Source organism: Enterobacter chinensis (assembly GCF_034008295.1).
Classification (GTDB): domain Bacteria; phylum Pseudomonadota; class Gammaproteobacteria; order Enterobacterales; family Enterobacteriaceae; genus Enterobacter; species Enterobacter chinensis.
In genome coordinates this window covers 236,800-254,215 of sequence record NZ_JARDVI010000004.1, presented here as the reverse complement: position 1 = coordinate 254,215, position 17,416 = coordinate 236,800, and the positions used below count along the sequence as shown (strand labels likewise).

At 54.7% G+C, this 17,416-nt stretch carries 21 protein-coding genes; 5 read left to right on the top strand and 16 right to left on the bottom strand.

All coding sequences use genetic code 11. The features are described 5' to 3' along the window. Window positions 1–69: 69 nt before the first annotated feature. The gene (locus PYW49_RS13945; protein ID WP_320386737.1) at window positions 70–513 is read right to left on the bottom strand and encodes a PTS sugar transporter subunit IIA; all 444 of its coding nucleotides are present in this window, start codon (window positions 511–513) and stop codon (window positions 70–72) included. Between the two features lie 234 nt (window positions 514–747). On the opposite strand from PYW49_RS13945, the gene PYW49_RS13940 reads away from it, so the two are divergent. After that, the gene (locus tag PYW49_RS13940; RefSeq protein WP_134347767.1) at window positions 748–1,767 is read left to right on the top strand and encodes a LacI family DNA-binding transcriptional regulator; all 1,020 of its coding nucleotides are present in this window, start codon (window positions 748–750) and stop codon (window positions 1,765–1,767) included. Between the two features lie 3 nt (window positions 1,768–1,770). On the opposite strand, the gene yfcD is transcribed toward PYW49_RS13940, so the two are convergent. From yfcD to yfcF, 3 genes are read right to left on the bottom strand one after another with little or no spacing between them, the layout of a single operon-like run. Then, window positions 1,771–2,337 carry an NUDIX hydrolase YfcD gene (gene yfcD / locus PYW49_RS13935; RefSeq protein WP_134347766.1) on the bottom strand — a complete coding sequence of 189 codons (567 nt, stop codon included), beginning with the start codon at window positions 2,335–2,337 and terminating at the stop codon, window positions 1,771–1,773. A gap of 55 nt (window positions 2,338–2,392) precedes the next feature. Further along, window positions 2,393–2,944 carry a phosphodiesterase gene (yfcE, locus tag PYW49_RS13930; RefSeq protein ID WP_320386735.1) on the bottom strand — a complete coding sequence of 184 codons (552 nt, stop codon included), beginning with the start codon at window positions 2,942–2,944 and terminating at the stop codon, window positions 2,393–2,395. Between the two features lie 56 nt (window positions 2,945–3,000). Beyond that, window positions 3,001–3,645, bottom strand: coding sequence for a glutathione transferase (yfcF, locus tag PYW49_RS13925; RefSeq protein ID WP_134347764.1), 645 nt, complete (start codon window positions 3,643–3,645; stop codon window positions 3,001–3,003). A 140-nt stretch (window positions 3,646–3,785) separates the two neighbouring features. On the opposite strand from yfcF, the gene yfcG reads away from it, so the two are divergent. The 4 genes from yfcG (at window position 3,786) to PYW49_RS13905 (ending at window position 6,329) form a co-directional block, all read left to right on the top strand. Beyond that, complete coding sequence (gene yfcG / locus PYW49_RS13920) at window positions 3,786–4,415, top strand: GSH-dependent disulfide bond oxidoreductase (protein WP_320386734.1); 630 nt, start codon at window positions 3,786–3,788, stop codon at window positions 4,413–4,415. A gap of 75 nt (window positions 4,416–4,490) precedes the next feature. Continuing rightward, window positions 4,491–4,859, top strand: coding sequence for a dihydroneopterin triphosphate 2'-epimerase (folX, locus tag PYW49_RS13915; RefSeq protein ID WP_134347762.1), 369 nt, complete (start codon window positions 4,491–4,493; stop codon window positions 4,857–4,859). A gap of 13 nt (window positions 4,860–4,872) precedes the next feature. Then, the gene (locus tag PYW49_RS13910; RefSeq protein ID WP_320386733.1) at window positions 4,873–5,766 is read left to right on the top strand and encodes a TIGR01777 family oxidoreductase; all 894 of its coding nucleotides are present in this window, start codon (window positions 4,873–4,875) and stop codon (window positions 5,764–5,766) included. Window positions 5,767–5,810: 44 nt separating this feature from the next. Then, window positions 5,811–6,329 (top strand): GNAT family N-acetyltransferase, encoded by a 519-nt coding sequence (locus tag PYW49_RS13905; RefSeq protein ID WP_320386732.1) that lies wholly within the window; start codon window positions 5,811–5,813, stop codon window positions 6,327–6,329. 100 nt (window positions 6,330–6,429) lie between these two features. On the opposite strand, the gene hisP is transcribed toward PYW49_RS13905, so the two are convergent. From hisP to PYW49_RS13845, 12 genes are all read right to left on the bottom strand, one after another. Beyond that, on the bottom strand, window positions 6,430–7,203 hold the full coding sequence (gene hisP / locus PYW49_RS13900) for a histidine ABC transporter ATP-binding protein HisP (protein ID WP_134348071.1): 774 nt from the start codon (window positions 7,201–7,203) through the stop codon (window positions 6,430–6,432). 8 nt (window positions 7,204–7,211) lie between these two features. Then, entirely contained in the window at window positions 7,212–7,928 is a 717-nt protein-coding gene (locus PYW49_RS13895) for an ABC transporter permease (RefSeq protein WP_320386731.1), read from the bottom strand. Beyond that, entirely contained in the window at window positions 7,925–8,611 is a 687-nt protein-coding gene (locus PYW49_RS13890) for a histidine ABC transporter permease HisQ (RefSeq protein WP_023336422.1), read from the bottom strand. The genes PYW49_RS13895 and PYW49_RS13890 overlap by 4 nt, the downstream gene beginning before the upstream one ends. An 88-nt stretch (window positions 8,612–8,699) precedes the next feature. Next, window positions 8,700–9,482 (bottom strand): histidine ABC transporter substrate-binding protein HisJ, encoded by a 783-nt coding sequence (gene hisJ / locus PYW49_RS13885; protein ID WP_023336423.1) that lies wholly within the window; start codon window positions 9,480–9,482, stop codon window positions 8,700–8,702. Between the two features lie 226 nt (window positions 9,483–9,708). Further along, a complete protein-coding gene (gene argT / locus PYW49_RS13880; protein WP_134347758.1) occupies window positions 9,709–10,491 on the bottom strand; it encodes a lysine/arginine/ornithine ABC transporter substrate-binding protein ArgT in 783 nt (260 codons plus the stop codon). A 291-nt stretch (window positions 10,492–10,782) separates the two neighbouring features. Then, entirely contained in the window at window positions 10,783–11,352 is a 570-nt protein-coding gene (locus PYW49_RS13875) for a UbiX family flavin prenyltransferase (RefSeq protein WP_134347757.1), read from the bottom strand. A gap of 89 nt (window positions 11,353–11,441) precedes the next feature. Then, window positions 11,442–12,959, bottom strand: a complete 1,518-nt coding sequence (gene purF / locus PYW49_RS13870) for an amidophosphoribosyltransferase (protein WP_047346639.1) — start codon at window positions 12,957–12,959, stop codon at window positions 11,442–11,444. A gap of 33 nt (window positions 12,960–12,992) precedes the next feature. Continuing rightward, a complete protein-coding gene (gene cvpA, locus PYW49_RS13865) occupies window positions 12,993–13,481 on the bottom strand; it encodes a colicin V production protein (RefSeq protein WP_000262116.1) in 489 nt (162 codons plus the stop codon). A 165-nt stretch (window positions 13,482–13,646) separates the two neighbouring features. Next, window positions 13,647–14,345 carry a cell division protein DedD gene (gene dedD, locus PYW49_RS13860; RefSeq protein WP_320386729.1) on the bottom strand — a complete coding sequence of 233 codons (699 nt, stop codon included), beginning with the start codon at window positions 14,343–14,345 and terminating at the stop codon, window positions 13,647–13,649. Continuing rightward, window positions 14,335–15,603, bottom strand: a complete 1,269-nt coding sequence (gene folC, locus PYW49_RS13855; protein WP_320386728.1) for a bifunctional tetrahydrofolate synthase/dihydrofolate synthase — start codon at window positions 15,601–15,603, stop codon at window positions 14,335–14,337. Before folC ends, dedD begins: the two co-directional genes overlap by 11 nt. Before the next feature lie 70 nt (window positions 15,604–15,673). After that, the gene (gene accD / locus PYW49_RS13850; protein ID WP_063145400.1) at window positions 15,674–16,579 is read right to left on the bottom strand and encodes an acetyl-CoA carboxylase, carboxyltransferase subunit beta; all 906 of its coding nucleotides are present in this window, start codon (window positions 16,577–16,579) and stop codon (window positions 15,674–15,676) included. Between the two features lie 154 nt (window positions 16,580–16,733). Then, on the bottom strand, window positions 16,734–17,393 hold the full coding sequence (locus PYW49_RS13845) for a DedA family protein (RefSeq protein ID WP_134347754.1): 660 nt from the start codon (window positions 17,391–17,393) through the stop codon (window positions 16,734–16,736). Between the last annotated feature and the right edge of the window lie 23 nt (window positions 17,394–17,416).

The following is a 17,416-nucleotide window of genomic DNA, read 5'->3' as shown; positions in this document are numbered from 1 at the left end:
TATTTTGAGTAGAGTACGCCCCACCACGCTGGCGCGTAATGTTGTGAATAATCGGATTAAAGAGTTAAATCAGAAGCGGTCAATAATCGTTTTTATCTCCTCCAGGGTATTCGCCTGATGCAGTTCGGCCATATCTGCATCGCTGGAAAATAATTCAGCCAGCGATGAGATTATCTCGATATGACTATTTTTGTCGGGTGCCGCGAGCATAATAATGACGTCGACAGGGTCAAACTCACCGGCACCAAACGAGACGCCCTGTTTTAGTTTTAATAATGACAACCCCAGTCCTTTGGCTCCTTCCTCCGGCCGCGCATGCGGCATGGCTAGCCCTGGTGCCAGCACATAATAGGGTCCTAACGTGTGGTGCTGCTGAATGATGGCCGTGACGTATTCAGGCTCAATCACCTGCAAATCCAGTAGCGGCTTCGCGCACAGCTCCAGCGCCTGCGGCCAGTTTTCCACGCTATCCTGCAGCGTGATGGTTGTATCATATATCCATTTTTTGAGCACTTTTCACTCCCGCTACACGCTAAAGATGAGCAAACTTTATTCAACACATCGCTGAATGACTGCGATCGCGATCACAAAGATAGCGCTACCAATCGTTAACATGCAGAAATGTGATAGCGCTATCAAATTGCAATCACGGCGCTAAATCACAGCAAAAAAAGGGATTTAAGGCGTATACTGCCTGTCACGTGAAGCGAAGGAAAAGAAGAACGCGTCTGGTCAGCAGGAAGGTGTATGTCTTTAACCCGAAAACGGCGTAGTACTGGTAAAGTGACACTCGCCGATGTCGCACAGCTTGCCGGTGTAGGCACGATGACCGTGTCCCGTGCACTCCGCACGCCTGAACAGGTTTCCGATAAACTACGAGAAAAAATTGAAGCTGCGGTGCAGGAGCTGGGCTACATGCCTAATCTTGCCGCCAGCGCCCTGGCCTCGGCGTCGTCATGGACAATCGCCATGGTGGTGCCTAATCTCTCCGAAGCTGGCTGCTCGGAGATGTTTGCCGGGCTGCAGCAGGTGCTGCAGCCTGCCGGGTATCAGATCATGCTGGCTGAATCCCAGCACCGCCTTGAGCAGGAAGAAAAGTTGCTGGAGACGCTGCTGGCGTCGAATATTGCTGCCGCTATCCTGCTCAGCGTTGAACATACCGACACCGTTCGTCACTGGCTAAAAAATGCCTCCATTCCGGTAATGGAAATGGGTGCCATGCGTGCCGACCCGATTGATATGAATATCGGGATTGATAACGTGGCGGCCATGTATGAGCTTACGGAAATGGTGATTAAGCGCGGCTACCAAAATATTGGCCTGCTGTGCGCCAACCAGGAGCAGTGGATTTTCCAGCAGCATCTGCAGGGCTGGTACAAAGCTATGCTTCGCCACCATATGTCACCGAATCGGGTCATTAACGCGGCGATGTCGCCGAGTTTCTCGACCGGCGCAGCGCAACTGCCTGAATTTCTGCTGGCCTGGCCCGAGCTGGATGCGCTGGTATGCGTCTCTGACGAGCTGGCCTGCGGTGCGCTGTACGAGTGCCAGCGCAGACGAATCAAGGTGCCGGACGATCTGGCGGTAGTGGGTTTTGGCGATAGCGACGTCAGCCGCGTCTGTCAGCCGCCGCTGACGACGATGGCGGTACCGCATCGTAAGATTGGGATTGAAGCCGGGAAAGCGTTACTGGAACGTCTGAATGACGGAGACTGGCGCGACCATAAACCCATCGCGTCCAGCCTGTGCCTGCGGGAAAGCTGTTAAGGCTTACTCAGCCTCTTCCTCTTTTTCCGCTTTGCTTTCTGGCTTAGCGGATTCGTTTTTGGCGTTGCGGGTCATCCACAGTGCCAGCGCTTTTAACGAATCCGGCGTGAACTCGTCGCAGCGCGCGGTAATCTCTTCCGGCGTCATCCAGTTCACTTCGCTGACTTCTTCTTCCTGCAGGGCGAAAGGCCCGTGAGAGACGCAGCTAAACAGCCCGCCCCAGACGCGGCAATGTTCATCCTCGAAATAGAACTGGCCGTGCTCGGCAAACGGCACACCGGCAATGCCTAACTCTTCTTCCGCTTCACGACGCGCAGAATCCAGCAGCACTTCATCCGCCTGGACAACGCCGCCTGCAGTGGCATCCAGCATACCAGGGAGAAAATCTTTGGTGTCCGTACGGCGCTGGACCAAAATTTTGCCCATACCGTCGTGCACAACAATATACGTTGCGCGGTGACGCAGACGCTCCGCACGCATTTGTTCGCGGCTGGCCTGCGCGATCACTTCATTCTCTTCGTTGACAATGTCAACCCACTCTGTACTTGCCAAATGACTCTGCTCCACCATCGGGAAACCTTCTCGTCTAAGCGCTCTTTCGGCGCGTTTGCAGTTGAGGTGTAACTTACGGATTAATCGCTACCTGCGCAATAACTTGCTGATCATTAAGTGCGATAACGCTTAGCGTATTTCCATCCAGCATGCCATAGCTCGCAGGATATCCGCCTTTCGGTATGCTGACCGAACCCGGGTTAAAGTGATAAATATCACCGTGTTTTTCAGCAACCGGAATATGAGTATGACCGTAAACCAGGACATCGCCAGCCGCGAGCGCCGGGAGATTATCCGGGCTAAAAAGATGCCCATGGGTCAGGAACAGGCGGCTGTCTTCCAGCAGCACCTGTTGCCACGGCGCGGTAATGGGAAAATGCAGCAGCATCTGGTCCACTTCGCTGTCGCAGTTGCCGCGCACGGCGATGATACGCGAGGCATGCGCATTCAGTTTTTCAGCCACCTGCGCAGGGGCATAGCCGTCCGGCAGCGCATTACGCGGGCCGTGATTGAGCACATCACCCAGAATGATCAGCCACTGCGCGCCGCTTTGTGTAAACAGAGAGAGCACACGCTCGGTAGCGGGCAGCGATCCATGGATATCCGACGCAAACATCAGTTTCATCAGTCACTCCTCGGGAAAACAGACTGCCCTCATCATACCTGAAGCGTCTGGGCTTATCAGCCCGCGCGCTTAGCGGAGAGTGCCACATAGCGCTGCACGGAGGCTCGCTGCCACTGAAACGCTGCATAATCGACCAGCAGCTGAGGCACCTCATCACCGTTGAGTATCAAACGGTTTAGCATCAACGCCAGATCGATGTCGGCAATGCACCACTCGCCGAACAGGTTCGGGTTACCATGGGATAGCAGCGCGGTGGCGGTTTCAATTAGTTTCTGTGCGCTTTCGGTGCCTTCTGCGCTGAGCGCTGGCTTTTTCACCCCGGCAAATACGACATCCGTCGAGCGTTCCACGCGAATCGGTACCAGATCGCTACGCAGCCACGCCTGGATCTGCCGCGCCCGGGCGCGCTTTTGCAGGTCGTGAGGATAGATACGCTCCCACTCGGGCGGCGCGAACCGATCTTCCAGATATTCATCAATCGCCGATGATTCGCTCAGGGCAAAGCCATCAATTTCCAGCACCGGCACGCGTCGGGTCAGGTCGTAACCCTGCCACTGCGGTTTGAGATGTTCACCGCCGTCGAGATCAACGGTCTTCAGCGTAAAAGTGAGCCCTTTTTCGGCCAGCGCAACGTATACGCTCATAACATAGGGAGAAAAGAAATTCGCATCGGACCACAACGTGATTACGGGCTGGTTCATAACATCCTCATCGGCTGATCGGTTTTCACTCAACATATAATCTCTTTGCCTCGCTGTCACTTGATGAAAACTCACGATTTACAACAACCACCTATACTCATTTGTCATGGCACCACTCTTCGCATGGACAGGAGTTGAGAATGATCGACCTTTATTATGCCCCTACCCCAAACGGCCATAAGATCACCCTCTTTCTTGAGGAAGCCGAACTGGATTACAGGATCATTCGCGTGGATATCAGCAAAGGCGATCAGTTCAGTCCTCTCTTTCTGGCTATCTCGCCGAACAATAAAATCCCGGCAATTATCGATAACCAGCCGGTGGACGGGGGCAGACCGCTGAGCCTGTTTGAATCCGGTGAAATATTGCTCTACCTGGCGGAAAAAACCGGCAAACTGCTGAGCGGAGAGTTGCGCGAGCGTCACCATACCCTGCAATGGCTCTTCTGGCAGGCAAGCGGACTTGGGCCGATGCTGGGGCAAAATCACCATTTTACCGCTTACGCCCCGCAGCCCATTCCTTATGCGATAGAACGCTATCAGGTAGAGACTCAACGGCTCTATGACGTTCTGAACCGTCGGCTGGAGAAAACACCGTGGCTCGGGGGCGATCATTACAGCATTGCCGATATCGCCTGCTGGCCGTGGGTGAATACGCATGAAAAACACCGAATTGACTTATCCGCTTACCCGGCCGTGAACAACTGGTTTGAACGCATTCGGACCCGCCCGGCCACCGAACGCGCGATGCAAAAAATCCAGCAGATTTAACGCGGTATGAGGCTGGGTGCCCGCGAGCCTCTCATGTATGATGAGCGGGAAATACTGACACGGAGAAGACCTGCAATGTCACAGCCAGACGCTGTTATTCGTATAAAAAATTTACGCTTGCGTACCTTTATCGGCATCAAAGAGGAAGAGATCGCCAACCGTCAGGATATTGTCATTAACGTGGTGATTCACTACCCCGCAGAAAAAGCGCGGGCCAGCGAAGACATTAATGACGCGCTGAACTACCGCACAATAACCAAAAACATCATCCAGTACGTGGAAAATAACCGCTTCTCTCTGCTGGAAAAATTAACTCAGGATGTGCTCGATATCGCACGCGAACATCACTGGGTCACTTATGCTGAAGTTGAGATCGATAAACTTCACGCCCTGCGTTACGCCGACTCCGTCTCTATGGCGTTAAGCTGGAAACGCCAGGCGTAACCCTGGAGGTTGTATGAAGATTTTGCTGACCGGCGGTACTGGCCTCATTGGTCGTCATCTTATTGCGCGTCTGCAGGCCTTGCATCACGATATTACCGTGGTCACGCGCAGCCCTGAGAAAGCGCGCCAGGTGCTAGGGGCAGGTATTGATATCTGGAAAAATCTGACCGAGCAGCAAAATCTGGACGGCTTCGACGCCGTCATTAACCTCGCGGGTGAACCCATTGCCGATAAGCGCTGGACGGAAGAGCAAAAACAGCTGTTATGCAGCAGCCGGTGGAACATCACCGAAAAGCTGGTCGAGCTGATCCGCAACAGCCACACGCCGCCTTCAGTGCTGATTTCAGGTTCAGCAGTGGGCTATTACGGCGATCTCGGCGAGGTGGTGGTGACCGAGGAAGAGCCGCCGCATAACGAGTTTACCCATAAGCTCTGCGCCCAGTGGGAGCGTCTCGCCTGCGCGGCGCAGAGCGATCGTACCCGCGTTTGCCTGCTGCGGACCGGTGTCGTCCTCTCGCCGAAAGGCGGCATTCTGGCGAAGATGCTTCCCCCTTTCAGGCTCGGACTCGGCGGCCCCATCGGCAATGGCCGTCAGTATCTGGCCTGGATCCATATCGACGATATGGTCAACGGTATTCTCTGGCTGCTGGATAACGATCTGCGCGGGCCGTTTAACATGGTTGCGCCGTATCCGGTGCGTAACGAACAGTTTGCCCACGCGCTGGGACATGCCCTGCATCGCCCGGCGATTTTGCGCGTGCCTGCCACAGTGATTCGCCTGATGATGGGTGAAGCGTCTGTGCTGGTACTGGGCGGGCAGCGCGCGCTGCCAAAACGGCTGGAAGCGGCCGGCTTTGCGTTCCGCTGGTATGAATTAGAAGAGGCGCTGGGGGATGTGGTGCGGTGAATATGCTACAGTCATACGCCATGTTTTGATCAAATGGCGTAACAATGGCAACCATCACCACACCCCGTCTGCACCTCACCCCTTTCGAACCCACTGACTGGGCCTTCTTTCGCTCGCTGCGGGAAGACCGCAATATCATGCGCTATATGGGCGCCATCACCCCGGAAAAAGAGACCCGACGCGTGTTTGCCGCGCGACTCACGGCTGCACATGTCTTTGTGATCCGCTTTCAGGATGATGACACGCCGCTTGGCGATATCGGCCTGCAAATCAGCCCAGAGAATCGTGAAGAGGCCGATATCGGCTATACAGTTGTGCCTGCCGCGCAGGGAAAAGGTATCGCCAGCGAGGCGCTGCGCGCGGTGTGTGATTATGCGTTTAACCAGACCGGCGTGAAAGCGATCAACGCGTACGTGCTGGCGGACAACGGCGGGTCGGTTCGGGTGCTTGAGAAAGCCGGGTTTGTGCGCACGCAGGTGCTGGAAAAGGCGTATGAGATTGACGGCGTGCGCTATGACGACTGGGTGTATCGGCTGGAGTATGCCGGCCGGCAACGGAATTAGTAGGCCCGGTAAGCGAAGCGCCACCGGGCGATTGGGCGGCACTGCGGTATGATGCCCTCACCCCGACCCTCTCCCACAGGGAGAGGGAGAAAGGCAAAACCTACTTCAGAGAGCCTTTAAGGAACTGCTGCAAACGTGGGCTTTGCGGGTTCGCCAGCACCTCATCGGGGTGCCCCTGCTCTTCAATTTTACCCTGATGCAGGAAGATAACGTGGTTCGAGACGTTACGGGCGAAGCCCATCTCGTGCGTCACCACTACCATCGTTTTACCCTCTTCTGCCAGCTTCTGCATGATGCGCAGCACTTCACCGACGAGTTCCGGGTCCAGTGCTGAAGTCGGCTCGTCGAACAGCAGCACCTCGGGTTCCATCGCCAGCGCGCGGGCGATGGAGACACGCTGCTGCTGTCCGCCGGAGAGATGCACCGGGTATTTCATCTGCTGCCGCTCGTCGATACCCACTTTCGCCAAGTATTTCACCGCGCGCTCGCGCGCTTCCTGCTTGCTCAGGCCCAGCACCTGAATCGGTGCTTCCATTACGTTCTCCAGCACCGTCATATGGCTCCAGAGGTTGAAGTGCTGGAACACCATCGTCAGACGCGTACGCAGCAGACGCAGCTGATGCTTATCTGCCACCTTCAGCTGGCCGTCTTTGTCACGCACCAGCGTAATATTCTGCCCGCTCACAACAATCGAGCCTTCACTCGGCTTTTCAAGGAAGTTAATGCAGCGCAGGAAGGTACTTTTACCCGAGCCGGATGAGCCGATGATACTGATCACGTCGCCCGCATTCGCCTGCAGCGACACCCCTTTCAGCACTTCATGTTCGCCGTAGCGTTTGTGCAAATCAATAACGTTTAATTTGTTCTCAGCCATCATCTTTCTCAGTGCGTCGAAGAAGGTTTTATATGCTGCAACCAGCGTTTTTCAGCCTTACGGAACAGGCTAATCAAAACATAAGAGATAATTAAATAGAGTACTGCCGCAATGCCAAACGCGGTAAACGGCTGATAGGTCGCGGAGTTAATATCGCGCGCAATTTTGAGCAGGTCCGGCACCGTCGCGGTGAAGGCCAGCGCGGTGGAGTGCAGCATCAAAATCACTTCGTTGCTGTACGCCGGTAACGCGATACGCAGCGCCGACGGCAGAATGATGCAGCGGTAAAGCTTCACTGAGGAAAAGCCGTACGCACGCGCCGCTTCAATTTCGCCGTAAGGCACAGAGCGAATTGCTCCCGCGAAAATCTCGGTGGTATAGGCGCAGGTATTGAGCGTCAACGCCAGCACCGTACAGTTCAGACCGCTTCGGAAGAACGCATTCAGCATCTCAGTGCCTTTTACGATCTCAAGCGTATACATCCCCGAATAGAACACCAGCAGCTGCACGTACAGCGGCGTACCGCGAAAGACATAGGTAAACAGCCAGATCGGGAACTGAATAAATTTATTGTTCGACACGCGGCCAATGGCAAGAAACACCGCCAGAATGCCGCCCATCAACACGGAGGAGATCAGCAGCCAGAGCGTAATCGCCACGCCGGTAAAGCGGTAGCCATCTGTCCACAGCAGCGATTTCCAGTATTCCTGAATAATCTCAATCACAGGTCAGCCCTCTTCACACCCACGGAGTAGCGACGCTCGAGCAGAAGCAGCACACCATTGGAGGCGGTCGTAAAGACCAGATAGATAACGCCACAGACCACCGCAAAGTAGAACGGCTCCCAGGTGCTTTTACCTGCCAGCTGAGTGGCTTTCACCACATCTTCCAGGCCCAGCAGCGAGACCAGCGCTGTGGCTTTGAGGATAACCTGCCAGTTGTTGCCGATGCCGGGCAGCGCATAGCGCATCATGGCCGGGAACATAATCCGACGAAACGTTTGTGAAGAGGTAAAACCAAATGCGGTTGCCGCCTCAATGTGACCTTTCGGCACGGCCATGTAAGCACCGCGGAAGGTTTCGGTGAAGTAGGCACCGTAGATAAAGCCGAGGGTAATAATACCGGCCACCATCGGGTCGATATCAATTTGTCCCATGCCCATCGCATCCGTCACGCTGTTCAGCGCAATCTGCAGACCGTAAAAGATAAGCAGCATCAGCACCAGATCGGGAACGCCGCGAATGAGCGTGGTATAGCCTTCAAAGATTAGCGCCAGCGGTTTGTTAGCTGAAAGCTTCGCCCCTGCGCCCGCCAGACCTATCAGCACCGCCAGCACCACGGAGCTGATAGCCAGCTCAAGGGTGACAAGCGCGCCCTGTAAAATAACGCCAGAAAATCCGTACAGCATACCGCGAGCCCTGTCGTATCGTGAGTGGTGGAACCGTGTCTTTTCCCCTCCCGCAGCGGGAGGGGCCGCACGTTATTTGACGGGGCGATTAGCCGCCGTAAACATTAAAATCAAAGTACTTTTTCGCCAGTTTGTCGTAAGTGCCGTCAGCGCGCATCTCAGCAAACGCTTTATTCAGCGCCTCACGCAGTTCGTTGTCTTCTTTGCGCAGGCCCATACCGGTGCCCACGCCAAACAACTTCACATCCTTAATGGACGGACCGCCAAACTTGTAATCTTTACCTACCGGCGTTTTCAGGAAGCCTTCGCTCGCCGCGACTTCATCCTGGAATGCTGCATCGATACGGCCTGCCGTCAGGTCTGCATAGATATTTTCCTGGCCCTGATAAGAGACAATTTCAATCCCCTTCGGTGCCCAGTGTTCGTTACCGTAGGTTTCCTGCGTGGTGCCCTGCAGCACCCCCACGCGTTTGCCTTTCAGCGACTCCAGCGTTGGCTGAATATCAGAAGCTTTAGCCACCACCAGTCGAGAATCGGCTGCGTAGAGTTTGTCGGTGAAGGCAATCTCCTGCTGGCGTTTTTCGGTGATGGAAAGCGAGGACATGATTACGTCGATTTTTTTCGCTTTCAGAGAAGGGATCAGTGCATCCAGCGGGTTCTCAACGTAGGTACACTGTGCTTTGATGCGTTTGCACAGCTCATTGGCCAGATCGATGTCAAAACCCACCAGTTCACCCTTTGAATTCTTCGATTCGAACGGCGCATAGGTTGGATCGGTACCAATCCGAATTTTCTGCGGAATGGCTGCGAATGCCGCGGTGGCGCTGGAAAAGGCCAGCACCAGAGATAATGACAACACGAGTTTTTTCATATTTATCCTCAACAAACTGTCTTCATACGGGATTTTTACGACGACGGGGTGGTGCTAATGTGCCATCAATCCCCTCTGTCAGGCAAAGATTAATGCCTTTCAGGCGGGATTTTTTGCATTATAAATGCGTAAGTATGCACACAGCGACCCAACACAGTGCATTAAATGCACTGCATTGGGTCAACCGCTCCCGCAACGCACCTTTGCAGTGCGTTAGCGCCAGGTCTTAGTCACCGTATACGTTGAAGTCGAAGTATTTCTTCGCCAGTTTGTCGTAGGTACCGTCTTTACGCAGCTCTGCAAAGGCTTTGTCGAAGGCGGCTTTCAGCTCGGTATCATCCTTACGCAGGCCAATACCGGTACCATCGCCAAAGTACTTTTTGTCTTTCACAGACGGGCCCGCAAATGCGTAGTCTTTACCCGCTGGCTGCTTCAGGAAGCCTTCGCTCGCGGCGACTTCATCCTGGAATGCCGCATCCAGACGGCCTGCCGCCAGGTCCGAGTAAATCAGATCCTGGTTCTGGTAAGCCACCACGTCTACGCCCTTCTCACGCCAGGTCGCATTGGCATAACCTTCCTGAGTCGATCCCTGAAGCACGCCGACATGCTTGCCTTTCAGCGAGTCGATGGTTGGCTTAATCGGGGAACCTTTAGAGGCAATCAGGCGAGAATCCGCGGCGTAGAGCTTGTCAGAGAAGGCAATCTCCTGCTGACGTTTTTCGGTGATAGAGAGAGAAGAGATAATGGCGTCGATTTTCTTGGCTTTCAGCGACGGGATTAACGCGTCAAAGTCGCTGCCCACCCATGTGCATTTCACCGCAATGCGTTTGCACATTTCATTACCCAGATCGATATCAAACCCCACGAAATCGCCTTTCGCATCCTTGGAAGAGAATGGCGCGTAGGTTGCGTCTGTACCGATACGAACCGTCTGTGGAAGCGCTGCGTAGCTACCTGCTGCCGCACTTAACCCCACGAGCAAAGACAGAGCCAGAACCGTCTTCTTCATACATTTACCCTCAAATACCGTGATTTTATTATGTATTGTGTTGTGTGTTGTGTTGCAGGCTTCATCTTGCAGGTCTTATGCCACATTGCCGTCTGGTCAAAACTTCGACGTTAAATATGTTAATAAAACGTTGCGATATTGCCTTAATGGTGAAAGATAGCAGGTCTGCCGAACGAACCGGAAAGAGAAAAAGGGAAAAAACGAATTAAATGTCGAGGATATGATCGCCGTTGCATAATTGCCCTGAAACAGGGCAACGTCTCTTTTCATGCACTCTGTTTGTGCACAGAATCAGGCCCCCTGCCAGCGGGTGAAGAGATCTTCAGGCAGGTCAATGTCAAACTGATCCAGCACGCGGTTAACGGTCTGATTAATCACGTCATCCAGCGTGACTGGGCGATGATAAAACGCCGGTACCGGCGGCATGATGACCGCGCCGAGCTCGGCGGCCTGGGTCATTAAGCGCAGGTGGCCCAGGTGCAACGGCGTTTCCCGCACGCAGAGCACCAGAGGACGACGCTCCTTCAGCACCACATCCGCCGCGCGGGTTACCAGGGTATCGGTATAGCTGTTCACAATGCCGGAGAGCGTTTTAATTGAACAGGGCAGGATAACCATGCCGGCCGTTTTAAACGAGCCTGAGGAGATGCTGGCGGCGATATCACGGGCGTCGTGAACGACATCCGCCAGGGCCTGAACATCGCGCAGGGAGAGATCGGTTTCCAGAGAGAGGGTCTGTCGCGCCGCCTGGCTCATCACCAGATGGGTCTCGACTTCCGCCACGTTACGCAGAACCTGTAACAGACGTACGCCGTAAATCGCGCCACTGGCGCCGCTGAGCCCAACAATGAGTCGTTTCATGATTTTCGCCCTTACTGATTTCAGGGCAGACTGTGCAGGATTTTGCGGGGAGTTGCAAGTGAGGGCGAGCGCCCTCACTTGCAGAGAGATCAACCTTCGTTGTGCATCTCTAAGCTTTCGAGATCGTTCTGCAGCTGGACGGCTTTCGCATCGTCGTTGCGCAGCGAATCCAGATAGTCGAGGTACTGCTGGTCAACGTCTTTGGTCACGTAAATACCGTTAAACACGGAGCATTCAAACTGCTGAATATCCGGGTTCTCGGCGCGCACCGCGTCGATGAGATCGTTCAGATCCTGGAAAATCAGGCCGTCGGCACCGATGATCTGGCGAATTTCATCCACTTCGCGACCGTGAGCGATCAGCTCGTTAGCGGTTGGCATATCAATACCGTACACGTTCGGGAAGCGAATCTCTGGTGCCGCAGAAGCCAGGTAGACTTTCTTCGCACCCGCTTCGCGCGCCATCTCGATAATCTGCTCAGAGGTGGTACCGCGAACGATGGAGTCATCCACCAGCAGAACGTTCTTGTCGCGGAACTCGGCGCGGTTGGCGTTCAGTTTACGGCGCACGGACTTACGACGCAGCTGCTGTCCAGGCATGATAAAGGTACGGCCAACGTAGCGGTTCTTCACGAAGCCCTGGCGGTATGGCTTATCCAGAATACGGGCGATTTCCAGCGCGATATCGCAAGAGGTTTCCGGGATAGGAATGACGACGTCGATGTCGAGATCGTCCCACTCGCGGGCAATCTTCTCGCCCAGCTTGGTGCCCATGTTCACGCGCGCGCTGTAGACGGAAATCTTGTCGATGAAGGAGTCCGGGCGGGCAAAGTAAACGTATTCAAACAGGCACGGGTTGCTGACCGGGTTATCAGCACACTGGCGGGTAAACAGCTGGCCTTTCTCGGTAATGTAGACCGCTTCGCCCGGCGCAACGTCACGCAGGAACTCAAAGCCCAGGGTATCCAGCGCCACGCTTTCAGATGCAACCATATATTCGGTACGACCATCACCGAGGTCGCGCTTGCCGAGCACCAGCGGACGAATGCCGTTTGGATCGCGGAAGGCCACCATGCCGTGACCGATGATCATCGCCACGCAGGCGTACGCACCGCGGATCTGGCGGTTTGTTGCAGCGACAGCAGCAAAGACGTTGTCTGCTTCCAGCGGGTAGTGACGGAAGTTATCCAGCTCGCTGGCGAACACATTGAGCAGGATTTCAGAATCAGAGGTGGTGTTAATGTGGCGACGTTTCTCTTCGAACAGCTTTTTACGCAGCTCATGCGCGTTGGTCAGGTTGCCGTTATGAGCAAGAGTGATACCGTACGGTGAGTTGACGTAGAAAGGCTGTGCCTCAGAAGCGCTGGAACTGCCAGCAGTAGGATAACGAACGTGACCGATACCCATATTACCTTGCAGACGCTGCATATGGCGGGCTTCAAACACATCGTTTACCAGGCCATTCGCCTTGCGTAAACGGAAGCAGTTGTTTGCATCAATGGTGATGATACCCGCAGCATCCTGCCCACGGTGCTGAAGCACCGATAACGCGTCATAAATCGACTGGTTTACCGGCATGAAACCGGCGATACCGACAATACCGCACATTCGTCTTTTCCTCGTTAAGCCACATCTCAGGGTTTATGCCCTGGGCAAAAAACTCGACGAGCTTTGCAGATAGTCAAAGAACCATCTGATGATGAAGCTGAACTCTGGAATGAGCTGCGATTTCTGCCAGTCTTCGCTTTTGGAGAACCCGGTGAAGGTATCCAGGAAGAACAGGATCGCGGCCACAATCAGCACGCCTCGTAATGCCCCGAAACAGATCCCAAGCACCCTGTCCGTTCCTGACAGACCGGTTTTCTCGACCAGCTGGCCTATCACGTAATTCACGATAGCGCCAACAATCAGCGTCGCGATAAACAGCACCGCGATGGCGATTCCATTTCGGACCAGTTCATCTTCAAAGCCCGTGAACCAGACAGACAGGTAAGTGTAGTAATGACTGGCGACAAAGAAAGCACAACCCCAAGTCACCAGCGATAACGCTTCACGAACAAAGCCACGGATCAGGCTAACCAGACAGGAAAAACCAATCACCGCAATGATGGCGTAATCAATCCAGACCATATGTGTCCCACGATTTAACGCCCTGTCATCCAGTTCGGGGCGAATTCTAACAGAAAAAGAAAACGTTTGCGTAGGGATTTCCTTCCCCCGCGTAAATAAAAAAGGCGCTGAAAAAATGTTCAACGCCGTGGCTTATCGCCTCTCTCTTTAAGGAGCAGGTCGTACTTAGTTCGCGCTGTAGCTCATCACTACACCGCTCAGGCCGGAGATCTGCTTCAGCTCGCCGAGCGAACCTTTCAGCTTTTCTTTAGACGCTTCTGGCCCCACGAGAATACGGGTAATTTTACCCTGCACCGGCGTGCCAGGTGAAGTGTAAACACGATATCCCGCACTGCGCAGTTTGCCCACCACCTCATTGACTTTATCCGCATTTTTCAGCGCGCCCAGTTGCACAACATAGGCTTTACCCGTTGGGGCAGCGGCGTCTTGCTGAGTCGGTTTCGCTGGCGGAGGCGTCTCTGACGCAGCGGCAAGCTGGTCTGCCGTTTTGTCACGCTGCGGTTTCGGCTGCGGTTTGTCGACCGGCTTTGGTTTTTCTACAGGTTTAGGCTGCTCTACCGGCACAGGATCGATGTCGCTGTTGCTCGTTGCCGCCAGGCGAGACGGATCGAGCGACGGTGCTGCGGCATCGCCGGCACGAACCTCTTCCGCCGCCCCTTCCGGTGGCTGAGCAGGAAGCGCCTGCGTCGCCGCTGGCAGCATATCCGGCTCATCGCGGTCACCCGGTTTAGGGACCAGCGGAATAGCGGCAAACTCATCCTGATAATGCTTTTTCTGCCCGTCGAGCAACCCCGGGAGAATAATCACCCCGAGCGCGACCAGCACAATGGTTCCTGTTAAACGGTTCTGAAACTTACTCGCCACCGGTTCTCCCCGCGTCCATCACTTCCATGACATGTGCCACCGTGTGGAATGAACCACACACCAGCACGGTATCTTCTGGTTTAGCATCCGCCATCGCGGCATGCCAGGCCTGAGCCACGCTACTATAGATTGCGCCTTTGCCGAGATGTTCCATCAACTGCTCAGCCGTCGCGCCGCGCGGTCCCTCCAGAGGGGCACAATACCAGCTATCGACCACACTCTCCATGCAGGCCAGCGTCCCGCCGATATCTTTATCATGAAGCATACCGATAACCGCCAGCACGCGCCCGGTTTTTGGTAACGATTTGAGACGTCCCGCGAGATACGCCGCCGCATGGGGGTTGTGCGCCACATCCAGAATCAAACGCGGTGACTCGCTAACAATCTGGAAACGCCCGGGCAGAATTGCGTTCTGAATGCCGTCGCGGATCGCATGCTCGCTGACCACAAGCCCGCTCGCACGAAGTGCCGCCAGGGCGGTTGCCGCGTTAGGCTGTGGAACCTGCGGCAATGGCAGATTATCGAGCACGCCCTGTGCATCGCTAAAACACCAGCCGTTGTCATGCACTTCATACTGCCAGTCAACGCCGCGGCGCAGCAGATGCGCGCCCTTCTCGTTTGCCACGTCAGCAATAGTGTGTGGCATATCTGGCTCGCCGACCACGGCGGGCTTATTGGCCCGGAAAATACCGGCCTTCTCGCGGCCAATGCTTTCACGATCCGGCCCCAGCCAGTCGGTATGGTCCAGCGCGATGCTGGTAACCACCGCCACGTCCGCATCCACCATGTTGGTTGCATCAAGTCGTCCGCCGAGGCCAACTTCCAGAATCACTACATCCAGCTGCGCCTGCCTGAACAGCCACAGTGCCGACAGGGTGCCGTATTCGAAATAGGTTAATGAGATCTCACCGCGCGCGGCTTCAATTTCCGCGAACGACGCCGTATGCGCCGACTCCGGCAGTTCGCTGTTCTGCACGCGCACCCGCTCGGTGTAGCGTACCAGATGTGGAGAGCTGTAAACGCCTACCCTGTAACCCGCAGCCATCAGCACGGATTCCAGCGTACGGCAGGTGGTGCCTTTGCCGTTGGTACCCGCAACGGTGAACACGAAAGGTGCCGGTTTGAGCACATCAAGACGCGCGGCGACCTGGCTTACGCGCTCAAGCCCCATATCGATGGTTTTACTGTGCAGGTTTTCCAGATAAGAAAGCCACGCGGCCAGGGGCGACGTGGCTTGGGGAATGCTTTTATTTTCCATAATGCCCGGTTGTCATTAACAGATTAGAAAGCAAAAGGGCAGCGCCATCCGGCCCTGCCCTTTTCAGTTATCAGGCCTCGGGTTCCTGATCCGGTACCACCACGCCTTCGCGCGGTTCATCCGGGTTCGGCGCTGGCAGATTCATCAGCTTCGCCAGGACACTCGCCAGCTTCAGGCGCATTTCCGGACGGCGGACGATCATGTCGATGGCGCCTTTTTCGATGAGGAACTCACTGCGCTGGAAGCCAGGCGGCAGTTTTTCACGAACGGTCTGCTCGATAACACGAGGACCCGCAAAGCCGATCAGCGCTTTTGGCTCAGCGATGTTCAGATCGCCCAGCATCGCGAAGCTTGCGGAGACGCCGCCCATGGTTGGGTCAGTCAGCACGGAGATATACGGCAGACCGCGCTCCTGCATTTTCGCCAGCGCTGCAGAGGTTTTCGCCATCTGCATCAGAGACATCAACGCTTCCTGCATACGTGCTCCGCCGGAGGCAGAGAAGCAGATCAGCGGGCAGTTGTCTTCCAGCGCCTGCTCAACGGCACGCACAAAGCGCGCACCGACCACGGAGCCCATTGAGCCGCCCATAAAGGCGAACTCAAACGCAGCGGCAACAACCGGCATCTCATGCAGGGTGCCTTTCATGACGATCAGCGCATCTTTCTCGCCGGTCTCTTTCTGTGCAGAGGCCAGACGATCTTTGTATTTTTTGGAGTCGCGGAACTTCAGCACGTCTTTTGGCTCAAGCTCGCTGCCCAGTTCTACCAGAGAACCTTCGTCCAGCAGGCTATGCAGGCGGTTGCGCGCCGACATACGCATATGGTGGTCACACTTCGGACACACCTCAAGGTTGCGCTCCAGCTCTGCGCGATACAGAACCTGGCCGCAGCTATCACACTTCGTCCATACCCCTTCAGGAATGCTCGCTTTGCGCGTTGGGGTAATGTTGCTTTTAATTCGTTCAATCCAGCTCATTGATAACCTTTCTGCCTGAACCTGGTCGTATGCCAGTTTTGCTATAAGAGGCGAATAATGCCATTTTTGCCTCCAACAGACCATGAATGTTGCACATTAAAACATAACAGCCCGAAACTTTGGATAAAAAAGTGGTCGAACCGCCAGCGTGCCTTTACTTCGCTTGTTTTGCCGCCGCACGTTTGTGACGAATAATTTCGATAACGCCTGGCAGTACGGAAAGCACAATAATCGCTACAATCAGTAACTTAAGGTTTTCCTGCACGATCGGAAGATCGCCAAACAGGTAGCCTGCATAGGTAAACAGCAGTACCCAGAGCAGTGCGCCAACCACGTTATATGCCGCAAAATGACGATAGGACATATGCCCCATTCCTGCCACAAACGGTGCAAATGTGCGCACAATAGGCACAAAGCGCGCAAGGATAATGGTTTTTCCGCCATGGCGTTCATAAAACGCATGGGTTTTATCTAAATAGCTACGACGGAAAATTTTCGAATCAGGATTGCGGAAAAGCCGCTCACCGAACACGCGTCCAATCGTATAGTTGACCGCATCACCGACAATGGCGGCAATCACCATCAGCACAACCATAAGGTGCACGTTCAGGTCATTGGTGGGTAACGCAGATAACGCCCCGGCGACGAACAGCAGGGAATCTCCTGGCAGGAACGGGGTCACGACCAGACCGGTTTCACAAAACAGAATGAGGAACAGAATGGCGTAAACCCAGACGCCATACTGCGCGACCAGCTCCGCCAGGTGAACATCAATATGCAGGATGAAATCAATCAAAAAACGAATTACGTCCATATTGTCTAAGCCCTAATTGCACC

What these genes read in the sequence shown, in the direction of transcription:
- accD (WP_063145400.1), bottom strand. Translation starts at nt 16,579, where the DNA reads ATGAGCTGGATTGAACGAATTAAAAGCAACATTACCCCAACGCGCAAA.
- hisJ (WP_023336423.1), bottom strand. Translation starts at nt 9,482, where the DNA reads ATGAAAAAACTCGTGTTGTCATTATCTCTGGTGCTGGCCTTTTCCAGC.
- yfcF (WP_134347764.1), bottom strand. Translation starts at nt 3,645, where the DNA reads ATGAACCAGCCCGTAATCACGTTGTGGTCCGATGCGAATTTCTTTTCT.
- yfcD (WP_134347766.1), bottom strand. Translation starts at nt 2,337, where the DNA reads ATGGTGGAGCAGAGTCATTTGGCAAGTACAGAGTGGGTTGACATTGTC.
- argT (WP_134347758.1), bottom strand. Translation starts at nt 10,491, where the DNA reads ATGAAGAAGACGGTTCTGGCTCTGTCTTTGCTCGTGGGGTTAAGTGCG.
- cvpA (WP_000262116.1), bottom strand. Translation starts at nt 13,481, where the DNA reads ATGGTCTGGATTGATTACGCCATCATTGCGGTGATTGGTTTTTCCTGT.
- folX (WP_134347762.1), top strand. Translation starts at nt 4,491, where the DNA reads ATGTCACAGCCAGACGCTGTTATTCGTATAAAAAATTTACGCTTGCGT.
- folC (WP_320386728.1), bottom strand. Translation starts at nt 15,603, where the DNA reads ATGGAAAATAAAAGCATTCCCCAAGCCACGTCGCCCCTGGCCGCGTGG.
- yfcG (WP_320386734.1), top strand. Translation starts at nt 3,786, where the DNA reads ATGATCGACCTTTATTATGCCCCTACCCCAAACGGCCATAAGATCACC.
- PYW49_RS13910 (WP_320386733.1), top strand. Translation starts at nt 4,873, where the DNA reads ATGAAGATTTTGCTGACCGGCGGTACTGGCCTCATTGGTCGTCATCTT.
- PYW49_RS13940 (WP_134347767.1), top strand. Translation starts at nt 748, where the DNA reads ATGTCTTTAACCCGAAAACGGCGTAGTACTGGTAAAGTGACACTCGCC.
- hisP (WP_134348071.1), bottom strand. Translation starts at nt 7,203, where the DNA reads ATGGCTGAGAACAAATTAAACGTTATTGATTTGCACAAACGCTACGGC.
- purF (WP_047346639.1), bottom strand. Translation starts at nt 12,959, where the DNA reads ATGTGCGGTATTGTCGGTATCGCCGGTTTCATGCCGGTAAACCAGTCG.
- PYW49_RS13905 (WP_320386732.1), top strand. Translation starts at nt 5,811, where the DNA reads ATGGCAACCATCACCACACCCCGTCTGCACCTCACCCCTTTCGAACCC.
- PYW49_RS13875 (WP_134347757.1), bottom strand. Translation starts at nt 11,352, where the DNA reads ATGAAACGACTCATTGTTGGGCTCAGCGGCGCCAGTGGCGCGATTTAC.
- yfcE (WP_320386735.1), bottom strand. Translation starts at nt 2,944, where the DNA reads ATGAAACTGATGTTTGCGTCGGATATCCATGGATCGCTGCCCGCTACC.
- PYW49_RS13890 (WP_023336422.1), bottom strand. Translation starts at nt 8,611, where the DNA reads ATGCTGTACGGATTTTCTGGCGTTATTTTACAGGGCGCGCTTGTCACC.
- PYW49_RS13845 (WP_134347754.1), bottom strand. Translation starts at nt 17,393, where the DNA reads ATGGACGTAATTCGTTTTTTGATTGATTTCATCCTGCATATTGATGTT.